Origin of the sequence: Arthrobacter sp. 2762 (genome assembly GCF_040548745.1) — a bacterium.
GTDB lineage: Bacteria > Actinomycetota > Actinomycetes > Actinomycetales > Micrococcaceae > Arthrobacter.
In genome coordinates this window covers 190,208-207,022 of sequence record NZ_JBEPSI010000001.1, presented here as the reverse complement: position 1 = coordinate 207,022, position 16,815 = coordinate 190,208, and the positions used below count along the sequence as shown (strand labels likewise).

Below are 16,815 nucleotides of genomic sequence, written 5' to 3'. Positions count from 1 at the left end.
CGTCAGCCTTCGGGCGCGAACGCCACGCCTTCGCCCACGACGCGAAGGCTGAGCTCTGTGCCGGGCTTGGTGATGGACGCGTTCCAGTGTCGGATGGTGATGATCTCTCCTCCGCCGGGATAGCGGTGGCCATTTCCGGATAGGACGCCGTCAGCCGCGGTGTAAGCGCCGAGTCTTATCCGAACAGTCGTTTCGGGACCGAAGTAGTCCGTGTCCACAACCACGCCCCGGATGGGGCCGTCGGGTGCGATGCGTATCTGCTCCGGGCGGAGCATGAGCTGCACTTTGCCCTGTGCTGGTGGCCGGCGGACGGGAATCCCGCCCAGGGAACACGTGGCCAGGGACCCTTCCATCCACGCGTCCAGGATGACGGCGTCGCCGAGGAATTCGGCCGTCGCGCGGTCTGCTGGGCGTGTGTAGACCACAAAGGGGTTGCCAATCTGTGCCAGTTTTCCTCCGCGCATGATGGCCACTTGGTCGGCAAAGGAAAGAGCTTCGGCTTGGTCGTGCGTTACGAGGATGGTTGTGACGCCTGCCGCGTTGAGCACCTTGGCAACAGCCCGGCGCGTAGCTACGCGAAGCCCGGCGTCGAGTGCCGAGAATGGCTCATCCAGCAACATGAGCTCCGGTTCGCGGGCCAGCGCACGTGCCAGGGCAACGCGCTGTTGCTGCCCGCCCGACAACTGGTGCGGACGCCGCTTCGCCATGGAGCCATCCAGGGACACCATTTCGAGCAGTTCCTGGACCCGGGAAGCAACGGCCCGGCGGCCGCCGTTGAGCTTTCCGGAATCCAGCCCAAAAGCGACGTTCTGTCCCACGGTGAGGTGCGGGAAAAGAGCCCCATCCTGGGCGACGTATCCCACCTGCCGTTTGTGCGCAGGGAACCACACGCCATTGCCCGCAACTGTTGAGCCGTTCAGGGAAATGGTCCCGGTGTCTGGATGCTCGAAGCCTGCGATCAAGCGAAGCAGCGTGGTTTTGCCGGAGCCGGAAGGACCGACAATGGCGGTGGTTCCGCCCTTGGCCACGGAAAGATTGACTCCCTTCAGCACAGCCTGGGAACCGAAATTCTTTGTGACCTCAGCGATGTCCAAGTGCGTGTTGGTGGTGGGCACAATGGACGGCGCCACGCGCGGTGACGGGAGCCTGGGTGGAGATTGTTCGGTCACTGTCCGGCCACTTTCTTGGACTGTTGGAAAAGAAGGTAGGTCATCGGGGCGGAAAGCACGATCATCAACAGCGCATACGGTGCAGCGCCTGTGTAATCGATCTCGCTGCTCTTGCTCCAGAACTCTGTTGCCAGGGTGCGGGTTCCATTGGGCGAGAGAAGGAGGGTGGCCGTGAGTTCGTTGACGATGGCCAGGAAGACCAGGGCAGCACCACCTGCCGCCGCCGGCGCCGTGAGCCGCAAGGTCACCCTGAAGAAGGACACCAGCGGAGCTTTGCCAAGGGATTGAGCGGCTTCATCGAGCTCTTTGGGTGCCTGGGCCAGCCCGGAGCGGATGTTGACCAGCGCCCGGGGAAGGAAGAGGAGAACATAGGCGGCCACCAGCACGCCGACGCTTTGGTAGATGCCGGGAACTGCGCGGATGCTGACGGTGACGAAGGCGAGGCCCACAACGATTCCGGGCAGGGAGCTGGTCACGTAGTTGGACAGTTCAAGCATCTTGCTGAACCAGCTGGGATGCCGAACGGCCAAGTAGGCCATGGGAAAAGCCACGATCGTGGTAACTGCGGCGCCGACGGCCCCGTACAGGAGCGTCTGCAGCAGCGCGGGCAGGAATTCGTCGGCGGCCCATACCTCGGCGCCTCCGGCAGAAAGCCAGCGCAGGACGAACCAGACAGGAAGCCCGAACGCCAGCGCTGTCAGGGCCAGCAAAGCGAGCTGCGCCGGAGCCTGGTATCCGCCCAGGGACGCCCGTGTTGCTTTCGCTTGCGCGCCTGAGCCAATCCGCGCGTAGCGGGCGGTGCCTCGGCTCTTGACTTCGGCGAGGAGAAGAAGCAGGCAGAGGAAGACCAGGACGCTGGCCAGCATGTTTCCGGCGGCACCGTTGAACGTCGACTGGAACTGGACCATGATCGCCGTCGTAAAGGTATCAAAGCGGATCATCGCGAAAGCGCCATATTCCGCAAGTAGGTGCAACGCCACAAGCAACGCACCGCCGGTCATTGCGATACGAAGCTGCGGGAGCACTACCCGGAAGAACACGGCCCAGGAACCCAGGCCGAGCGACGCGGCAGATTGTTCGATCGCCGGATCCAAGCGCCCCAGCGTGGCGGCGGCTGGAATGTAGACCAAAGGGAAATACGACAGGGTGGCGATCAGCACGCCGGACCAGATGCCCTCCATGGAAGGTACGGCCGATACCCATGCGTAGCTGTTGACGAAGGCGGGAATGGCAAGCGGAGCAGCCAATGCCACGGCCCACCAGCGGCTCCCACGTAGCTTGGTGCGCTCAACCAGCCAAGCGCCGCCCACCCCAAGAATGAGGCACAACGGCACTGTCAGGGCCATCAACATGATGGTGTTCAACAGCAGTTCGCCAACCCGGGGACGAACAATGAGTTCGACGGCGGTGTCCCAGCCTGTCGCTGCTGTCATGAAGATGACGTAGCCCAACGGCATGAGGGAAAACAGGGCGATCAGCACCGCCAGCAATGACACTGTGGAAACGCCGAATGGCGGGCGAGGGCGTTTGCCCTTGCCCGCCGTCGTCGTGCTCCCTGGCGACTGTGGAAGGTCGGGAGCCGATAGATCAGTGGTCACAGAACTACAGGAGTCCTGCCTTGGTCATCAGATCGGTGACCTTGGTGGAGTTCAGCTTGGCCGGGTCAACCGTGGGCGCCTGCAGGTCCTTGATCGGGACAAGCTTGTCATTGGCGTCCACCTGCGAGGCGATGGCGTACTCGAACGAGGTACCGGTCTTCAGGACTTCCTGGCCCTTCTTGCCAGTGATGAACTTCAGGAACGCCTGGGCATCTGCTGCCTTCTTGGAAGACTTCAGGACACCGCCGCCGGAGACCGAGAGGAACGCGCCCGGATCCTGGTTCTTGAAGAAGTACGGCGTGACGTTCTTGGAGTTCTCGCCGGTCTTGGCCTGGTCGCCATAGTAGTAATAGTGGTAGATCAGTGCGGCGTCCACTTCACCGGCGTTGACGGCCTTCATGGCCGTGCTGTTGCCCTTGTAGGCTTTGAAGTTTTCCTTCATGCCCTTGAGCCACTCTTCGGTGGCGGCTTCGCCCTTGAGTTCGAGCAGTGCTGCGACGATCGCCTGGAAGTCGGCACCAGACGGTGAAGCGGCCCACTTGCCCTTCCACTCCGGGTTCGCCAGGTCCAGCATCGACTTGGGCAGCTTGTCTTCGCTGATCTTGTTTTTGTCGTACACAAGGACTGTGGAGCGGGCTGCGATGCCGGTCCACTTGCCCGTGGAAGGACGGAATTCGGCGGGGACCTGGTCCAGCGTTGCCTTGTCTACGTCGGCAAACAGTCCAGCGTTCTCAACCTGCGCCATTGCGGGCGAGTTCTCTGTCAGGAAAACGTCTGCCGGAGAAGCGGCACCTTCCTGGACGATCTGGTTGGACAGTTCGGTATCCGAGCCCTGCCGCATGGTGACCTTGATGCCGGTTTCCTTGGTGAAGGCATCCACCCATTCCTTGGTCAGGCTCTCATGCTGCGCGTTGTACACCGTGATGCCTTCGCCCGAAGCGGCAGCATCTGACGACGGCGAACCGGAGGCAGCGGGGCTGCCGGCGTTGGAGCCGCAGGCGGTAAGGCCAAGGGCGGCGGAGGCGAGCAGGGCGATTCCCGCCAGCGCGTTTTTGGAGAGCTTCATGAGGGCTTCTTTCTGCGAACAAAGACACAGAGTGCCAAGCTTTGGGCTTGTTCCGTGTGAGCGGGAAGGTTTGGGGGAACCCGCTGAGAAAAGCGTAGGTTAGGCAAACCTATGCTTCCAAAGCCTGGAACACTTATGTGACAAGGATCACAACAATTACGGAACTATTGCGTGCCGTAATTACCGCGATCTAAGTTTCCAGCGTGGCCGCAGCCTCAAGCGCCATCCATGCCTGCAGCTGGGTGGAAAGCTCGACGGCGGTCCCGTCCGGATACGTTTCACTCGCCGGGCGCAAAGGGTTGGGGGAGAAGGTAAGGCCCGGACATTTGGGATCACCGCCGGACTCCCGTCGGCCGTCCCAGAAGGCCCCGGCTGTGCTGAGAACGAGGCCCTTAGCGATGTCACGGGCGGAATCCTGGAGCCGCTGATCTTTGGCAGCGAGCGCCAGGTACCGGATCAGAATGCCGGTAAAGAGGCCCCCATCCCCGGTTCCATCGCCGTGGATTACGTGCGTGCCGGGCACCGTAAGATCCCTGGCAACGGCTTCGATCAGATGGGCGGCGCGGTCCAGGTTCTCATCTCCGCCCAGTTCCAGGAGTGCCCCAAGGATTGGCCCTTGGTTATAGGTGTAGACCGCGTCCTCAAGGACGATCTCCCCATTCCGCATGCGAAGGCCATCCAGATAAAGGCCGCGGCCGGGGTGAAGGAGCTTGCCGTTCAGCCAGTTCACCAGGGCTTGAGCCCGCTCACGGTGATCGGTTCGTGCGAAGTAGAGGGCAACCGGGGCTGTTGCGGGGGTGTTCTTGAAGTCCCTCTTGGTGCTCCAGAATGTTCCACCGCCCAGATCGTCCGTGGAAGCGGAATCGAATTGAAGCGTTAGCTTCCGGCGAATATAGGCATTTCGGCGGCGTCCGGGCTTGCGCGTCTCCTCGGCCAGCTTTTCCAATCGGAGTGTGGACAGTGCCAGCCAGGCCATGTCGTCGTAGTAATCGTTGACGAACCTGAAGAGGTTTCTGAGCCGGATGGTGGTGACCAGACGGGAAGCGAGGCGTCCCGCGCTCGGGCGGGAGTCGCCGTCGAACTTTCTCTTGGTGGCCAGTTCCCGGCGGCCCGTGTCCACCAGGCAGTCGACGTAATGCGCCTGCCACCAGTAGTGCCATGGACCGAGAAGGCTGCGGATGCCGCGGGAGGGGATGCTGACGGCGCCGATGTGGGTGCCTGGGAGGAAAAGCAGCCGCCGGCCGAAGAGTCGCGTGATAGAACGAGCGGTCTCATCTGCGCGAATCGCCCACGCTGCTGCCTCCGTTGTGGGTGGTTGCTGGCCGGCGGGGTTGCTTTCGGTGGGCATGGGACCAGCCTATCCGGGGCCCAGGGTGCGCTCGATCACAATTCCAGTTAACATGCATTAACGGATTTGAGTCTGCATCAAGGAGGATGGATGGACATCAAGGGCACGGTCGCGCTGGTCACCGGCGGGGCGTCAGGCTTGGGCGCGGCAACCGCCAAACGCTTGTTCGACGGCGGAGCATCGGTGGTGCTGGTGGACCTGCCAAATTCTTCCGGGGAGGATTACGCGGCGGAGTTGAACGCCATTGGCTCGGCGGCTGGCTCGAATTCGGTGGGTTCCGCTGGCGGGGATGCGGGTCCGCGGGCCGTCTTTGCCCCCGCAGACGTGACCAACGAAGCCCAGGTCCAGGCCGCCGTCGACGCCGCGGTTTCACTGGGAACCCTGCGAATAGTAGTTAACTGCGCCGGCATCGCGACGCCGGGCAAGGTCCTGGGCCGCGATGGTGTTCTGCCGCTCGAGGCATTTAACAAAGTCATCCAGATCAATCTCGTTGGAACCTTCAACGTCATCCGTCTGGCAGCTGCGGCAATGGTGGAAAGCGAGCCGGTTGCCACGGAATTGGGCGGCCCCGAGCGCGGAGTCATCATCAATACGGCGTCCGTCGCCGCTTTCGAAGGGCAGATCGGCCAGCCTGCCTATGCCGCATCCAAAGGTGCTGTTGCGGCGATGACACTGCCCCTTGCGCGCGAGTTCGCCCGCTCCCTGATCCGGGTTGCCACCATTGCCCCCGGCATCTTCGAGACGCCGATGATGGCCGGATTGCCGCAGGCGGCCCAGGAGTCACTCGGCCAGCAGGTACCCCACCCTGCCCGGCTTGGCCGCGCGCCCGAATACGCCAATCTTGCCGCACACATCGTCGAGAATGCCATGCTGAACGGCGAGACGATCCGGCTGGACGGCGCCATCCGCATGGGCCTGAAATGATGGGCGACTACAGCGGCGGCCCGGTTCCCGCGGGTTCGGGGCGCTACGTGCCGGCGTCTGTGGCGGACCTGCCGACGGCCGACTTCTTCGACTTTGAGTCTCTCCTGAGCGTCCAGGAACAGCGAAAGCTCAACGAGCTCCGTTCCTTCCTTGCCTCCGAGATCGCCCCCTACGCAGGGCAGTGGTGGGACAAAGCCGAGTTCCCCGAACACATCCTGCCCAAGCTCGCGGCCCTTCGGCTCAGCGCTCCAGCCCAGCGCGGCTACACACACTTGTTCGCCGGGCTGGTCATTGCCGAGATGACACGCGTGGACACGTCCATCGCGACGTTCTTCATGGTCCACCACGACCTCTTCGTTGAGTCGCTCTACGACTTCGGCAACGACGCCCAGCAGGACAAATACCTCGACGACGCCTCAAACCTCCGCACCACAGGGGCCTTCGCGCTCACCGAACCAGAGCACGGATCCGACGTCGCGGGCGGTATGCAGACAAAAGCACGGCGTGTGGAAAGAGCGGAGTCCGACGGCGGCGATTACTGGGTGATCAACGGCGCCAAGCGCTGGATCGGCAATGGGACGTTCTGCGACTACATGCTGGTGTGGGCCAAGGACGAAAGCGACGGCGCCGTTCGGGCATTCATCGTGGACGCCTCGCTACCGGGCATCACGAGGAGCCGGATAGAGAACAAGATTGCCCTGCGGACGGTGCAAAATGCCGACATTCTCTTCGAAGACGTCCACGTCGCAGAATCAGACCGTTTCGCCGGAATCAGCAGTTTCGCGGATACGAACCATCTCCTTCGCGGCTCACGGATCATGGTTGCCTGGCAGGCAGTCGGCCAGCAGTTGGCAGCCTTCGATGTCGCGCGGCAGTATGCGGTGGAACGACTGCAGTTCGGTAAACCCCTGGCCCGGTTCCAGCTGATCCAGCAGCACCTGGTGGATATGCTCGGCAACGCCGTGGCCAGCATGGGGATGATGGTGCGGATCGCCCAACTTCAAGAGGGCATTTCCCGCGACGCACAAGGTGCCCGGCACGGCGGTGCCGACATGGCACAGGTGGCACTGGCAAAGGCCTACTGCAGTGCACGGATGCGTGAAAGTGTGGCCTTGGGCCGCTCCATCCTGGGTGGCAACGGTATCGTCACCGACTACAAAATTGCCAAGATCTTCGCCGACGCTGAGGCCATCTTCACCTACGAGGGCTCATACGAGATCAACTCATTGATCGTGGGCCGTGCAGTAACGGGGGTCTCTGCCATCGTCTAGTCAGTCGCTGTCCGGGTTCCCGGCGCTTTACTCCTGAGGGATCTTTTCGCCAGCCTCAACGCGGACATCAATGGAATTTCCACGGACCGGCATCGGGCAGGTGCCATAAGGCGTAAAGGCGCTGGGGTAGTTGATGGCGCGGTTGAAATCGATCACCACGGATCCATCGGGGCGTGGACGGGAGATGAAAACCTTCCGCCACTCATCCGTGGTGTCGCCGTTGGTCTCATCATGGAAGGTCACGTTCAAGGCGCCGAGTTTCTCTTCCTCAGCATGGAGGCGGACTTCATGGGCAACGCCAGGAACCCGGAACACCACCTCCCCGACAGAACGATGAACGCCGTCCACCAAGGGGTTGGCCGTTCCTATGGGTACATCCACGGGCTGGTCATAGGGTTCGAATCGACCCTGAATCACCCAGTCCGGGTTGTAATCGTAGGTGGGAACTCCGGCGAAGTCCGTAAAAACGGGCGAGCCCGCGTCCCTGGTCCGGATGGCATACTTGTCCGCCCGCATCGCTAGCTCCACCACCACCTGCTTGCCGTCGTCGCCGCCGTACTGCACCCACATGTGCGACTCTTCATCCTGCAGGGTCGCCGTCACGGTGCCGTCAACACGTTCGCCGGTCTCAACGAGGGTCAGGCCGTCCTCGGCGGTGGCCGTGAGGGCAGCAGTCGTGCCATCCGTTGACCACAGCCCCGGGGCAAACTCGACTTCTGCCGGCTCCGACTCGAGCCACTGAAACGACGTCAGCGTCAGCCAGCCATGATCGGCAGCCAGTGCTGCATTCCGAGACGCTCGGAACCGCTCCCAACGGGCAAGCTGGGCGTCTGTTGCAGTGGTGGGCGAGCTCATGGTTCTCCTCGGCAGATGTGAGCCACGGTTGGGCGGCTTTGCAATCTCCTCAACTATGCGCCGCACCGGTGCATTCCCGGAAGCGTGCAGCATTGAGCGTGGAACCCGGGGCGTGCAACGATGGGCCGCGCATCGTGTGCACGGCCCATCGTTCGTTCGGATCGCCATTCGCAGTGGAGCCTATGTGTCCTTGCGGTCTTGCGAGGCTATCGGGATGCCGTGGCCATCGGACTCGGCCTTTTGCTATTAGTGCTGACGACGAGCCGATCGCCTGACGCCCAGGAAAGCGAGCAAGGATCCCAAGGCCAACAGCGCGGCGGCCGCGTAGATGAACGCCGGGCTTTGAGCGCCAGTGGTAGCGAGGGGCTCTGGTGCCGCAACTTCTGCGGGCTGAGAGGGCTCGTTCGTAGGTACAAGCACCGGGCTCGTGGTGCTTGTGCTCGGGCTAGGTGTGGGTGTTGCCGTGGGTGTTGCCGTGCTGGTGGTAGGGCTCGGTGTGGGGGTGGGTGTGGGTGTTGCTGTGCTCGGGCTCGGCGTCGGGGTGGGTGTTGCTGTGCTCGGGCTCGGCGTCGGTGTGGGCGTGGGTGTGGGTGTTGCGTGGCTGGGGCTCGGCGTCGGTGTGGGTGTTGCGGTGCTGGGGCTCGGGGTCGGCGTGGGCGTAGGTGTGGGGCTTGCCGTTCCGTCGCCTGTTCCCTCAGCCCGGGTTCGCCGCGTTTCGGCACCGACAGGGGTTTCTTCCCCTGCAATAGTGACGGTTCCGCTGTTGGTGTAGACGTCCAGCTTCCTGTCGGTCACTTTGGTGACGACGAACAGCTCCACCCGTTCACCCCTGGGCAGGCCCGTCCATCGCACCGTTGCTTCCTGGGGAGTGCACTCGACAGTCGCGGGGTATTGCTCGTTGTCCATTGGATCGGTGATGTTTCCGGAGCTGCTGACAACCCTGCCGACGCGCGGAGTGATGTGGTCGCAATCGATTTCCATGCCGGCGGCGGGTGTGTCCGTCACAACCACGTCGTTTGATTCTGAAGGCATCGGGGGCATGTAAAAGATGGATTCAAGTTCAGTTTGTGGAGCGTCGGCCCACCACATGGACTTGCCCGCCGAAGTAGGGGGAGCGGGTTCGCAGTCCTTGGTGCATGGGCCGTCGACATCGACAGGCACGCGTACCACTGTGGATCCCACGGTGAAGTTCAGTTCCGTCGTTTCGCCGGTGCCCGGCTCCACAGCATATTGCGTGCTGAAATTGCACGTGCCACCCACATTATTGGGATGGTCCGCCACGAAGTCGGTCAACGTGAAGACCACTTGTCCGGCATCGTTCGCTACCGCCTTGGCGACCGTTACGCCGTCGGCGTTGTCCAGATCAAATGACGCGGCACCAAACCAGCGAAGCTCTGGTGGGAGCTGGAGGTTGAAGGTATCGCCCGGTTGCGAGTTGTCTGGAACGGACCACTGACAGGTGAGGTCTACTTGGTCCCATTGGTTTGTAACCACTGAGTCCGTGCTGATGGTGACGGCCGCGCCCGGGATGACGGCAGCGTTTGCCGGCACCGCCGACCAGGTGAGCCCGAAGGCTGTCACCACAACAGCCAGTAGCGCGGCCACCAGGGAGGCGGACTTGAGATGGAGCTGATTCTTCATGTGTTGGCTGGTCCTTCGAATGCGGAAGCGTGTCTCGTCGCATGGTGAGTGGCGGCTCAACGCTGTTCGTGACGGCACCAACAGGCCTCACTCACATTGCTTCGGGAATGTAGTCCTGGGGCGCGGGTTCTGAAGGGGCATTTGCCAACGGGAAGAACTGCATGCGTGCGGGTCGGAGGGCTCCTTCGCCCAGGCTTTCCATGGCAGTCCTGCACTCCATGAGTTGCCCAAGGTTGTTTGCTGAGAGGGGCAACAGCACGTGAACAGCAGAGTTCTTGTACATTGCCGTGGCACCTGTCCCGTGCAGCTGCCGTTGAACAGTTTCTCCGAGCCGCGCCAGCAGGGTCCAGCGATGGACGCGGCTCTCAAGCGGTTGGGGCAGGGACAGGATCGCAAGGGCGTAAGGGTGGGAACATGCCGTTCCAAAAATGGAGAGTTGGTGGATTTGTCGCTGGAAATGGGCCTGTGTGGCCAGGCCCGTCTCAACGTCCGTGCACGAAATCGGCGGTGCGGAATCGGCGGCCTCTGCCCATCCTTCAGCCAAGGATTGGAGAGCCTCTATGTCCATGTTCCGGTCTGCTGCCAGGAAGAGGGCGCGGAAGTCCGTCATGGTTTCGCCGATTCCAACACCATTCCTGGCCCGCGCCGCGCCCAAGGATCTCGCGGTAGGAGGTGGAACGCTGGCTCGTGTAGCCAGCGATGTCACCACCGTCCGGACCTCGGGCAGGAACCAGTCTGCGGGGAACCGCCAACCATTCTGATAACTGGTGGTCTGCCATTTGCGCATCAAGAGGTGTCGGGAAAATGTACATTCGGCGAATGATTTTGTCCGGAACGATGTCATATCCGAATAGTGCGTCCGAATAAGGATTCATGACGAAAAGCGGTAGAAGGATCTGTTTGGTAAAGAGCCTATACAAATTCGCGTCATGACTTGAGCTTGGTGCCCACTGCGTATATATGGGCACGATTTTATACGTTGTGGGGGTGCCTTAAATGGCATCCGGGACAGGTACTGACAACGCTTCCAGCGCAGGAGTTGAGAGCGATGGTCATCTAATCGGGTTGGTGCGTGGCGGTGACATGTCAGCATTCGACGAACTGTACGAACGCCATGTGTCCGTCGCGTCCACAGTGGCCCGGCGAAACGTGGACAATCCAAGTGATGCCGAGGATGTTGTGGCCGAGGCCTTCCAAGCCGTATTGCAGAGCCTGGTTGTGGGACGGGGGCCGGACAACTTCTTCAGGGCGTATCTGCTGTCCACTGTCACCCGTCTCTCACATCATCGGAATCGGAAGGCCGGGAGGTCGCTGCCCAGTAGCGACGACGCCATTCTTGACCGTACGCTGCCGGATCCCGATGCCGTAGTCAAAGCCTTCGAATCGCATACGGTTGCAAAAGCATTTCGCGCCCTTCCCGAACGGTGGCAGGCCGTGCTGTGGTACCTGGACGTGGAAAGAATGAAGCCAGCGGCGGTGGCACCACTCCTGGGTCTGTCCGCGAATGCCGTGTCAGCACTGGCGCTCCGGGCACGGGAAGGCTTGAGGAGGCAATACCTGCAGGCCCATGTGGCGGAAGAACCGGACAGTGACTGCGCTGGATTCGCATCGAAACTCGGTACGTTCATTCGAGGTGGACTTTCAAGGATCGCTGAACGCAAGATGCGTCAGCACCTTAATGGTTGCTCGAAATGCACCGCCGCCCTCTCGGAACTAAAGGACGTTCAGGGAACCATGAGGGCTGTGCTTCTCCCTCTGGTGACCGGCATACCTCTCGCCACCTTGGCAGCCAAGGGTGCCGGACTGGGTTTCCTGGGAGGGCTGGTCCCCATCAAGGCAGCGATAGTGGTCCCGGCAATTGGGCAACCAGCGGTAATGGCCATCGTAGCGGTAGCAGGATTGGGCCTGGCTCTAGGCGCGGTGGGAATCGTTGGTCGCTTGACGCCGGATGTCCCCATGGAGCAGTTGGCCATTGAGACAAGTTCCTCCCGTCAGGAGTCATTCGTAGGGGCCCTGGCTCCAACTCCCACCGCGACGCCGAAGCCCAGCCTGCCATCGCCTGTGTCGCCAGCTGCGGTTGAGCCATCGCCGTCAAAGGCAGGGCATGAGGATCCAAACACTGAGGCCGAACCTTTGGTTTCCACCCCGGCACCTTCTGGTGTGGAATCCCAGCCGCAACCTCAACAATCTGTTCCCTCGCCGGACCCCACCTCATCAGCGGCAACAGCCCTTCCTGCGTCGCTTGCAGCGGTGACAGCCTCGGTGCGGACACCCAAGGACCGTGGTTCTGGCATGACGGCCATGGAGGTGGACTTTGGGATCGGCGGCTCACAGTCCCTGGGACCGGCCAAAGCCGTGTTCTCAGTGGAAATGGACGCACGGATCCAGGAGAGTTCGCTGCGGGCTCCGGAAGGGTGGTCGTGCTCCATGGAGGGGCGGACAGCCGTCACGTGCATTACAGGTTCGGCACGGCGGAGCGACCTCCATTTTCAGGTTTCCGCGCAATCCAAGCATAAAAAGGGCGCAGGTGTCCTGACATATTCCCTGAGTGGAAGTGGTCTTGCAGCGGGCGAATTCGTGCACAAATACTGACCACGAATCACTGCCAGATACAGCGTCACGAACCAATTGCTCCGGCCACTAACTCAGAGGCGGTGCCCTGAGAGGGCAGCTGCCCATTTATCTGTGCAATTTAGGGGAAATATGAAAGCAACGTTTTTGGCCGTTGCAGGCTTGCTGGGCGCCTCGGCGGCGGTCTGGGCTTTGGTCCCGATCGGTCAAAAGTGGTTCGTTCGCAGGTTCAGCTCGCCGCATGGCCTCCGATGGGCCATGGCAAGTTTGGGCGCCTTATTGTTGCTGTCACTGATGGGATGCGCAATGGGGCCGGCGCAGCGCCCCTGGCTTGAGGTTGTAGTCCTGCTCGCAGGAGCCGGGCTGATTGTGGGCTTTCTTGTCGCGCCGGCCTTCAGGATTCACCATGGTGTGGCCATGCAGCCTCGAAGGGTGCTGGCCATAGGAGCGCACCCTGACGACTTGGAATTGGCTTGCGGTGCCACCCTCGCCAAACTGGCCGATGCCGGGCATGAAGTCCGAACCATGGTGATGAGCTCAGGGGGAAAAGGAGGAGACAGCGCAGTCCGTGTGACTGAAGCGGCGTCAGGCTCGGATTTCATGGGTGCGTCCAAGGTCCATGTCCACGACTTTACGGACACCAGCCTCGCGGAACATGGGGATGAAATGGTCCAGGCGATCGAGGCCGTGATGGACGATTTTCGCCCCGACGTTGTGATTACCCATTCCCGTAACGACTACCACCAGGACCATCAGGCCGTACACAGTGCGACTATGCGGGCAGCCCGCCAGCACTCCTCCATCCTGTGCTTTGAGAGTCCTTCCTCCACACGGCAGTTCGATCCCAGCGTCTTCGTGGATATCGCGGGGTATGTGGACGTGAAGATTCACGCCGTTGCCATGCACCGGAACCAAAAGGGCAAGCCTTATATGAGCGCAGAAAGAGTACGCAGTCTCGCAGCGTTCAGGGGCTCGCAAGTGAAGACGACATATGCAGAGGGTTTCGAACCCGTTCGACTGCTTGGCTCTGCCGTAGGGGAGTTCTGATGGTTCGGGTACTCGTAACAGGCGTTGGAGGACCAGCTGGCTCCTCCTTGGCGCGCCAGCTGAGGGAACTGGGACACTGGGTCCTGGGCGTTGATATGCAACAGGTCCACGGTTCTGCGGCTGATACGGTCTCCTTGGTATCGGCGTCCAGTTCTCCCGACTACCTGTGGGAATTACGGGGACTCGTGGGCGCCCATGGCATCGAGCTCGTGGTGCCCACGGTCAGCGATGAACTCGTCCTGGTTTCGGAAGCCCGGCAAGGCTTCGCTCCCAATGTCGAGGTCCTTATTGCCGACCCCGCACCCGTTCGAATCGCGAATGACAAATTCCTCACCATGAGGTGCCTTGCCAATGCGGGCGTCGCCGTCCCCGATTTCGGACTGCCCGGCGATTTCGCCTCTGTTGACCAGGCGATGGCGCGGCTAGGGGGATCCCTGGTGGTCAAGCCGCGGATTTCCCGCGGCGGACGCGGGGTCCAGGTCCTGGAAAAGACTGGCGACGGCGGCCGGAACGCGGCCCACGCCTGGTCCTCCTTGGACGATTCCTGGGTCGTGCAACGATTCGCGCCTGGAACGGAGTACGCACCCGTGGTCCTTCGCCACAGGCCTGAGCCGGGTCAGGACGATCTTGTGGTGGTGCTGGAGAAGACAGAACTCAAAGAGGGACGGGTAGGAAACGCCCTGTCCGTCAGGAGGAATAAGGGAGCCGAGAGCGCGGACGTGGCCCAATTGGCTGATTCAGCCGTGACCGCGCTCGGGTTGACAGGACCTGTAGACGTGGACGTGCGCCGCCTGCAGAACGGAAGTCCGGTGGTACTGGAGATCAATGCGAGGTTTGGCGCAAACAGTGCGTTCGCCCCAGAACTCCTGGAGAACGTCCTTCACCGACACGTCGCCGGTCGATTGACCGGAAGGCCTGCGTGACACCTCTTGATGCTGCCCTGGCGTTTGTCCAGGTTGGAGGCGTGCTGATTCTCAGTTTCGGCGTGGTCAAAATCGTCTACGTTCCACTGGCCTTGTATTTCAACCGGCTTTATCGTTCCAACTCTGCCAAGCATCGCTATTCCGTCATCACTGACCGGCCCCTGGTCTCTGTGATCGTGCCCGGCTATAACGAGGCCGTGGTGATCACCAGTTGCGTCGAGTCGATACTGGCCAGCCGCTATTTACGTCTGGAAGTGATTCTGGTGGACGACGGTTCCACTGATTCCACCGCCAGCATCATGGCCGGGCTTGCAGATCAATATGACCGGGTCCGATTTCTCTCCCAAACGAACGCAGGGAAGGGAGCTGCGCTCAATTATGGAATAGCCAAGGCCAATGGCGACATCCTGATGTTTGTGGACGCCGACGGTATTTTTGCACCAGACACCTTGATGCGCATGCTTGAGGGTTTTGATCACACAAAGGTGGGAGCGGTATGCGGCGACGACCGGCCGGTTAACCTGAATCGCGTTCAAACGATGATGCTTGCCGTCCTGAGCCACGTCGGGACAGGCCTGGTCCGCAGGGCCTTGTCCTTGTTGCATTGCCTGCCAATCGTCTCCGGGAATATAGGTGCCTTCCGCCGTGACGTGGTCCAGCTGGTAGGCGGTTTTCACGAGGACACGCTCGGCGAGGATCTTGAGCTTACTTGGCGTGTCTATAAGGCCGGCTACCGGGTGAGGTTCCAGCCCTCAGCCCTGGTTTATGCCGAGTCGCCATCAACGATGGGCGGATTGTGGCGGCAGCGCGTTCGGTGGTCGCGGGGCCTGCTGCAGACGCTTCGGATGCATATCGGGATGCTTGGGCGGCGGCGTTATGGGCTGTTTGGCATGTTCCTTTTGTTCAACGCCATCACCATGGTGGTGATCCCTATGCTGCAACTTGCCATTTTGGCGGTGCTGCCGTTCCTGTACCTTGCTGGGTCGGGTCCCGTACCCGCTGAAGTCCTCGCCATCCTTGGTTGGTTGGGACTGTTTGTGTCCCTGGCTCTGATTGTCTTCTCCATTGGCCTCAACCGTTCATGGAAGGATCTTCGCTTTCTATGGACGCTGCCCCTGTGGCCCCTGTATTCGGTATTCGTTGGCCTGGCTTTAGCGAGTGCAATCATCAAGGAGATCCGCGGCAGCCCTGCCGTCTGGAACAAGTTGCAACGGACGGGCGTCATTTCCGTAACTGCCACAGAGACCGGCCCCCGCTACGAGGCAGGGGTATGAAGGCTTTTGGATCCAGGCTGCTGGTTGCCAGGCTAAGTGCTGCCCTGGTGAGCTCGGTTCTCCTTGGCGTTGCATTGACGGGTATCGCTGCGTGCGCAGAAGAAGCGGAGCTTCGTCCTATGGACCGCATGGTGAATCTTGGCTTTGAGGACGTCGTCAACGAGGACCGGTCACACCTTGTGGACTTGGCCGAACGAGTGGAAGCTGTGGACGCCACCGCCGTATCGATCTCCGTGGGGCGCACAGATTGGACGGCCTTTCCCTTGTCCGGCCAACCCGAGGCGACCTCTTATGAGGTTTCCCGCACTGGCCGGGACTTCGTGGGGGAGGCGATCTCAGCATTGGCAAAAAACGGCAAGGAACGTGATGTGATCCTCACGATCGATGTCCTGTTGGATCGTGCGCTGAGTGAGGACCCCTCCCTGGCAGGACGAAATATCGCTGGCGAGCCATCCAAGTCCTTCGCCAGTGTGTCGTCCCTGCGGCACGGCAAAGCCGGCGCCCGCTTGGCTTCCATGGCTGCCGCCGTTGCGAAGAAGTACCGGCCCACAGCCGTGAATCTCACGGAATTGATGTTCGATGATTTCACCTTTGGCAGTGAAGACTTCGATGACTTCAAAGCCACCACCGGAGAAAATGACTGGCCCAGAAACCACGAAGGCGGCATCGACCAGTCGGATGCCCGGATCAGCACGTGGCGGAGCGAAGCCATGGCTGACATCGTGCGCAGGGTGGGAGCCGCCGTCGAACCCTACAGTGTCCGGCTGGAGATGGACGTGCGCTCGCCGCGGGAGTCACCATCGGCGGACCGCGCCGATAGCGGCCACGACTACGACCTCTTGCTCAAGCAGCTCCACCGGCTCCACGTTTGGGAGTACGTAGGACTCAATGCCGAGCGCTCGCCGCAGACGAAGGACCTCGCAGAAGCCCTGACCCACCGCGCGGGCTCCCGCATGTCATTGTCTATCGGGCTCTGGTCCGATGACGGCACGATCTCCCCGGAAAGGTTCGAAACGGCCTTGCATGAGGCTGTTCGGGGCGGGGCCACATCCGTGTCTGTCACACCCGCAAGCCTCATGACCGCCGGGCATTGGGAGGTGTTGCGGAACGCCTGGGCCCGGTAATTAC

General features: G+C 61.5%; 14 protein-coding genes. 7 read left to right on the top strand and 7 right to left on the bottom strand.

The genetic code is table 11. The annotated features are described in order from the left end of the window. Window positions 1–2 precede the first annotated feature (2 nt). The 4 genes from ABIE18_RS01020 to ABIE18_RS01005 form a co-directional block, all read right to left on the bottom strand. Window positions 3–1,169 (bottom strand): ABC transporter ATP-binding protein, encoded by a 1,167-nt coding sequence (locus ABIE18_RS01020; protein WP_499720778.1) that lies wholly within the window; start codon window positions 1,167–1,169, stop codon window positions 3–5. Further along, window positions 1,166–2,767 carry an ABC transporter permease gene (locus ABIE18_RS01015; protein ID WP_499720777.1) on the bottom strand — a complete coding sequence of 534 codons (1,602 nt, stop codon included), beginning with the start codon at window positions 2,765–2,767 and terminating at the stop codon, window positions 1,166–1,168. Before ABIE18_RS01015 ends, ABIE18_RS01020 begins: the two co-directional genes overlap by 4 nt. Window positions 2,768–2,771: 4 nt before the next feature. After that, window positions 2,772–3,833 carry an iron ABC transporter substrate-binding protein gene (locus ABIE18_RS01010; RefSeq protein ID WP_499720776.1) on the bottom strand — a complete coding sequence of 354 codons (1,062 nt, stop codon included), beginning with the start codon at window positions 3,831–3,833 and terminating at the stop codon, window positions 2,772–2,774. A 190-nt stretch (window positions 3,834–4,023) separates the two neighbouring features. Beyond that, complete coding sequence (locus tag ABIE18_RS01005) at window positions 4,024–5,181, bottom strand: glycoside hydrolase family 76 protein (protein WP_499720775.1); 1,158 nt, start codon at window positions 5,179–5,181, stop codon at window positions 4,024–4,026. Between the two features lie 90 nt (window positions 5,182–5,271). Between ABIE18_RS01005 and ABIE18_RS01000 the strand changes: the two genes are divergently transcribed. Further along, complete coding sequence (locus tag ABIE18_RS01000; RefSeq protein ID WP_499720774.1) at window positions 5,272–6,105, top strand: SDR family NAD(P)-dependent oxidoreductase; 834 nt, start codon at window positions 5,272–5,274, stop codon at window positions 6,103–6,105. Beyond that, window positions 6,105–7,376: an acyl-CoA dehydrogenase family protein gene (locus tag ABIE18_RS00995; RefSeq protein WP_499720773.1), complete on the top strand. Its 1,272-nt coding sequence runs from the start codon at window positions 6,105–6,107 to the stop codon at window positions 7,374–7,376. The genes ABIE18_RS01000 and ABIE18_RS00995 overlap by 1 nt, the downstream gene beginning before the upstream one ends. Window positions 7,377–7,403: 27 nt before the next feature. Here the strand turns inward: ABIE18_RS00995 and ABIE18_RS00990 are convergent, their stop codons facing one another. The 3 genes from ABIE18_RS00990 to ABIE18_RS00980 all read right to left on the bottom strand — a co-directional run bounded on the left by ABIE18_RS00990 (window position 7,404) and on the right by ABIE18_RS00980 (window position 10,659). After that, window positions 7,404–8,231: a DUF1684 domain-containing protein gene (locus ABIE18_RS00990; protein ID WP_499720772.1), complete on the bottom strand. Its 828-nt coding sequence runs from the start codon at window positions 8,229–8,231 to the stop codon at window positions 7,404–7,406. Window positions 8,232–8,477: 246 nt separating this feature from the next. Then, window positions 8,478–9,872 carry an Ig-like domain-containing protein gene (locus ABIE18_RS00985; RefSeq protein WP_499720771.1) on the bottom strand — a complete coding sequence of 465 codons (1,395 nt, stop codon included), beginning with the start codon at window positions 9,870–9,872 and terminating at the stop codon, window positions 8,478–8,480. Between the two features lie 91 nt (window positions 9,873–9,963). Next, window positions 9,964–10,659, bottom strand: coding sequence for a hypothetical protein (locus tag ABIE18_RS00980; RefSeq protein ID WP_499720770.1), 696 nt, complete (start codon window positions 10,657–10,659; stop codon window positions 9,964–9,966). Window positions 10,660–10,955: 296 nt separating this feature from the next. Here ABIE18_RS00980 and ABIE18_RS00975 point away from each other — a divergent pair, with 296 nt between their 5' ends. The 5 genes from ABIE18_RS00975 to ABIE18_RS00955 all read left to right on the top strand — a co-directional run bounded on the left by ABIE18_RS00975 (window position 10,956) and on the right by ABIE18_RS00955 (window position 16,811). Further along, on the top strand, window positions 10,956–12,464 hold the full coding sequence (locus ABIE18_RS00975) for an RNA polymerase sigma factor (RefSeq protein WP_499720769.1): 1,509 nt from the start codon (window positions 10,956–10,958) through the stop codon (window positions 12,462–12,464). Window positions 12,465–12,575: 111 nt separating this feature from the next. Then, complete coding sequence (locus ABIE18_RS00970; RefSeq protein ID WP_499720768.1) at window positions 12,576–13,490, top strand: PIG-L deacetylase family protein; 915 nt, start codon at window positions 12,576–12,578, stop codon at window positions 13,488–13,490. Then, window positions 13,490–14,413 carry an ATP-grasp domain-containing protein gene (locus ABIE18_RS00965; protein WP_499720767.1) on the top strand — a complete coding sequence of 308 codons (924 nt, stop codon included), beginning with the start codon at window positions 13,490–13,492 and terminating at the stop codon, window positions 14,411–14,413. The genes ABIE18_RS00970 and ABIE18_RS00965 overlap by 1 nt, the downstream gene beginning before the upstream one ends. Continuing rightward, entirely contained in the window at window positions 14,410–15,687 is a 1,278-nt protein-coding gene (locus tag ABIE18_RS00960) for a glycosyltransferase family 2 protein (protein ID WP_499720766.1), read from the top strand. The genes ABIE18_RS00965 and ABIE18_RS00960 overlap by 4 nt, the downstream gene beginning before the upstream one ends. Then, window positions 15,684–16,811: a hypothetical protein gene (locus ABIE18_RS00955; protein ID WP_499720765.1), complete on the top strand. Its 1,128-nt coding sequence runs from the start codon at window positions 15,684–15,686 to the stop codon at window positions 16,809–16,811. The genes ABIE18_RS00960 and ABIE18_RS00955 overlap by 4 nt, the downstream gene beginning before the upstream one ends. Window positions 16,812–16,815 lie beyond the last annotated feature (4 nt).

What these genes read in the sequence shown, in the direction of transcription:
- ABIE18_RS01010 (WP_499720776.1), bottom strand. Translation starts at nt 3,833, where the DNA reads ATGAAGCTCTCCAAAAACGCGCTGGCGGGAATCGCCCTGCTCGCCTCC.
- ABIE18_RS01005 (WP_499720775.1), bottom strand. Translation starts at nt 5,181, where the DNA reads ATGCCCACCGAAAGCAACCCCGCCGGCCAGCAACCACCCACAACGGAG.
- ABIE18_RS01000 (WP_499720774.1), top strand. Translation starts at nt 5,272, where the DNA reads ATGGACATCAAGGGCACGGTCGCGCTGGTCACCGGCGGGGCGTCAGGC.
- ABIE18_RS00995 (WP_499720773.1), top strand. Translation starts at nt 6,105, where the DNA reads ATGGGCGACTACAGCGGCGGCCCGGTTCCCGCGGGTTCGGGGCGCTAC.
- ABIE18_RS00990 (WP_499720772.1), bottom strand. Translation starts at nt 8,231, where the DNA reads ATGAGCTCGCCCACCACTGCAACAGACGCCCAGCTTGCCCGTTGGGAG.
- ABIE18_RS00985 (WP_499720771.1), bottom strand. Translation starts at nt 9,872, where the DNA reads ATGAAGAATCAGCTCCATCTCAAGTCCGCCTCCCTGGTGGCCGCGCTA.
- ABIE18_RS00980 (WP_499720770.1), bottom strand. Translation starts at nt 10,659, where the DNA reads ATGCGCAAATGGCAGACCACCAGTTATCAGAATGGTTGGCGGTTCCCC.
- ABIE18_RS00975 (WP_499720769.1), top strand. Translation starts at nt 10,956, where the DNA reads ATGTCAGCATTCGACGAACTGTACGAACGCCATGTGTCCGTCGCGTCC.
- ABIE18_RS00970 (WP_499720768.1), top strand. Translation starts at nt 12,576, where the DNA reads ATGAAAGCAACGTTTTTGGCCGTTGCAGGCTTGCTGGGCGCCTCGGCG.
- ABIE18_RS00965 (WP_499720767.1), top strand. Translation starts at nt 13,490, where the DNA reads ATGGTTCGGGTACTCGTAACAGGCGTTGGAGGACCAGCTGGCTCCTCC.
- ABIE18_RS00955 (WP_499720765.1), top strand. Translation starts at nt 15,684, where the DNA reads ATGAAGGCTTTTGGATCCAGGCTGCTGGTTGCCAGGCTAAGTGCTGCC.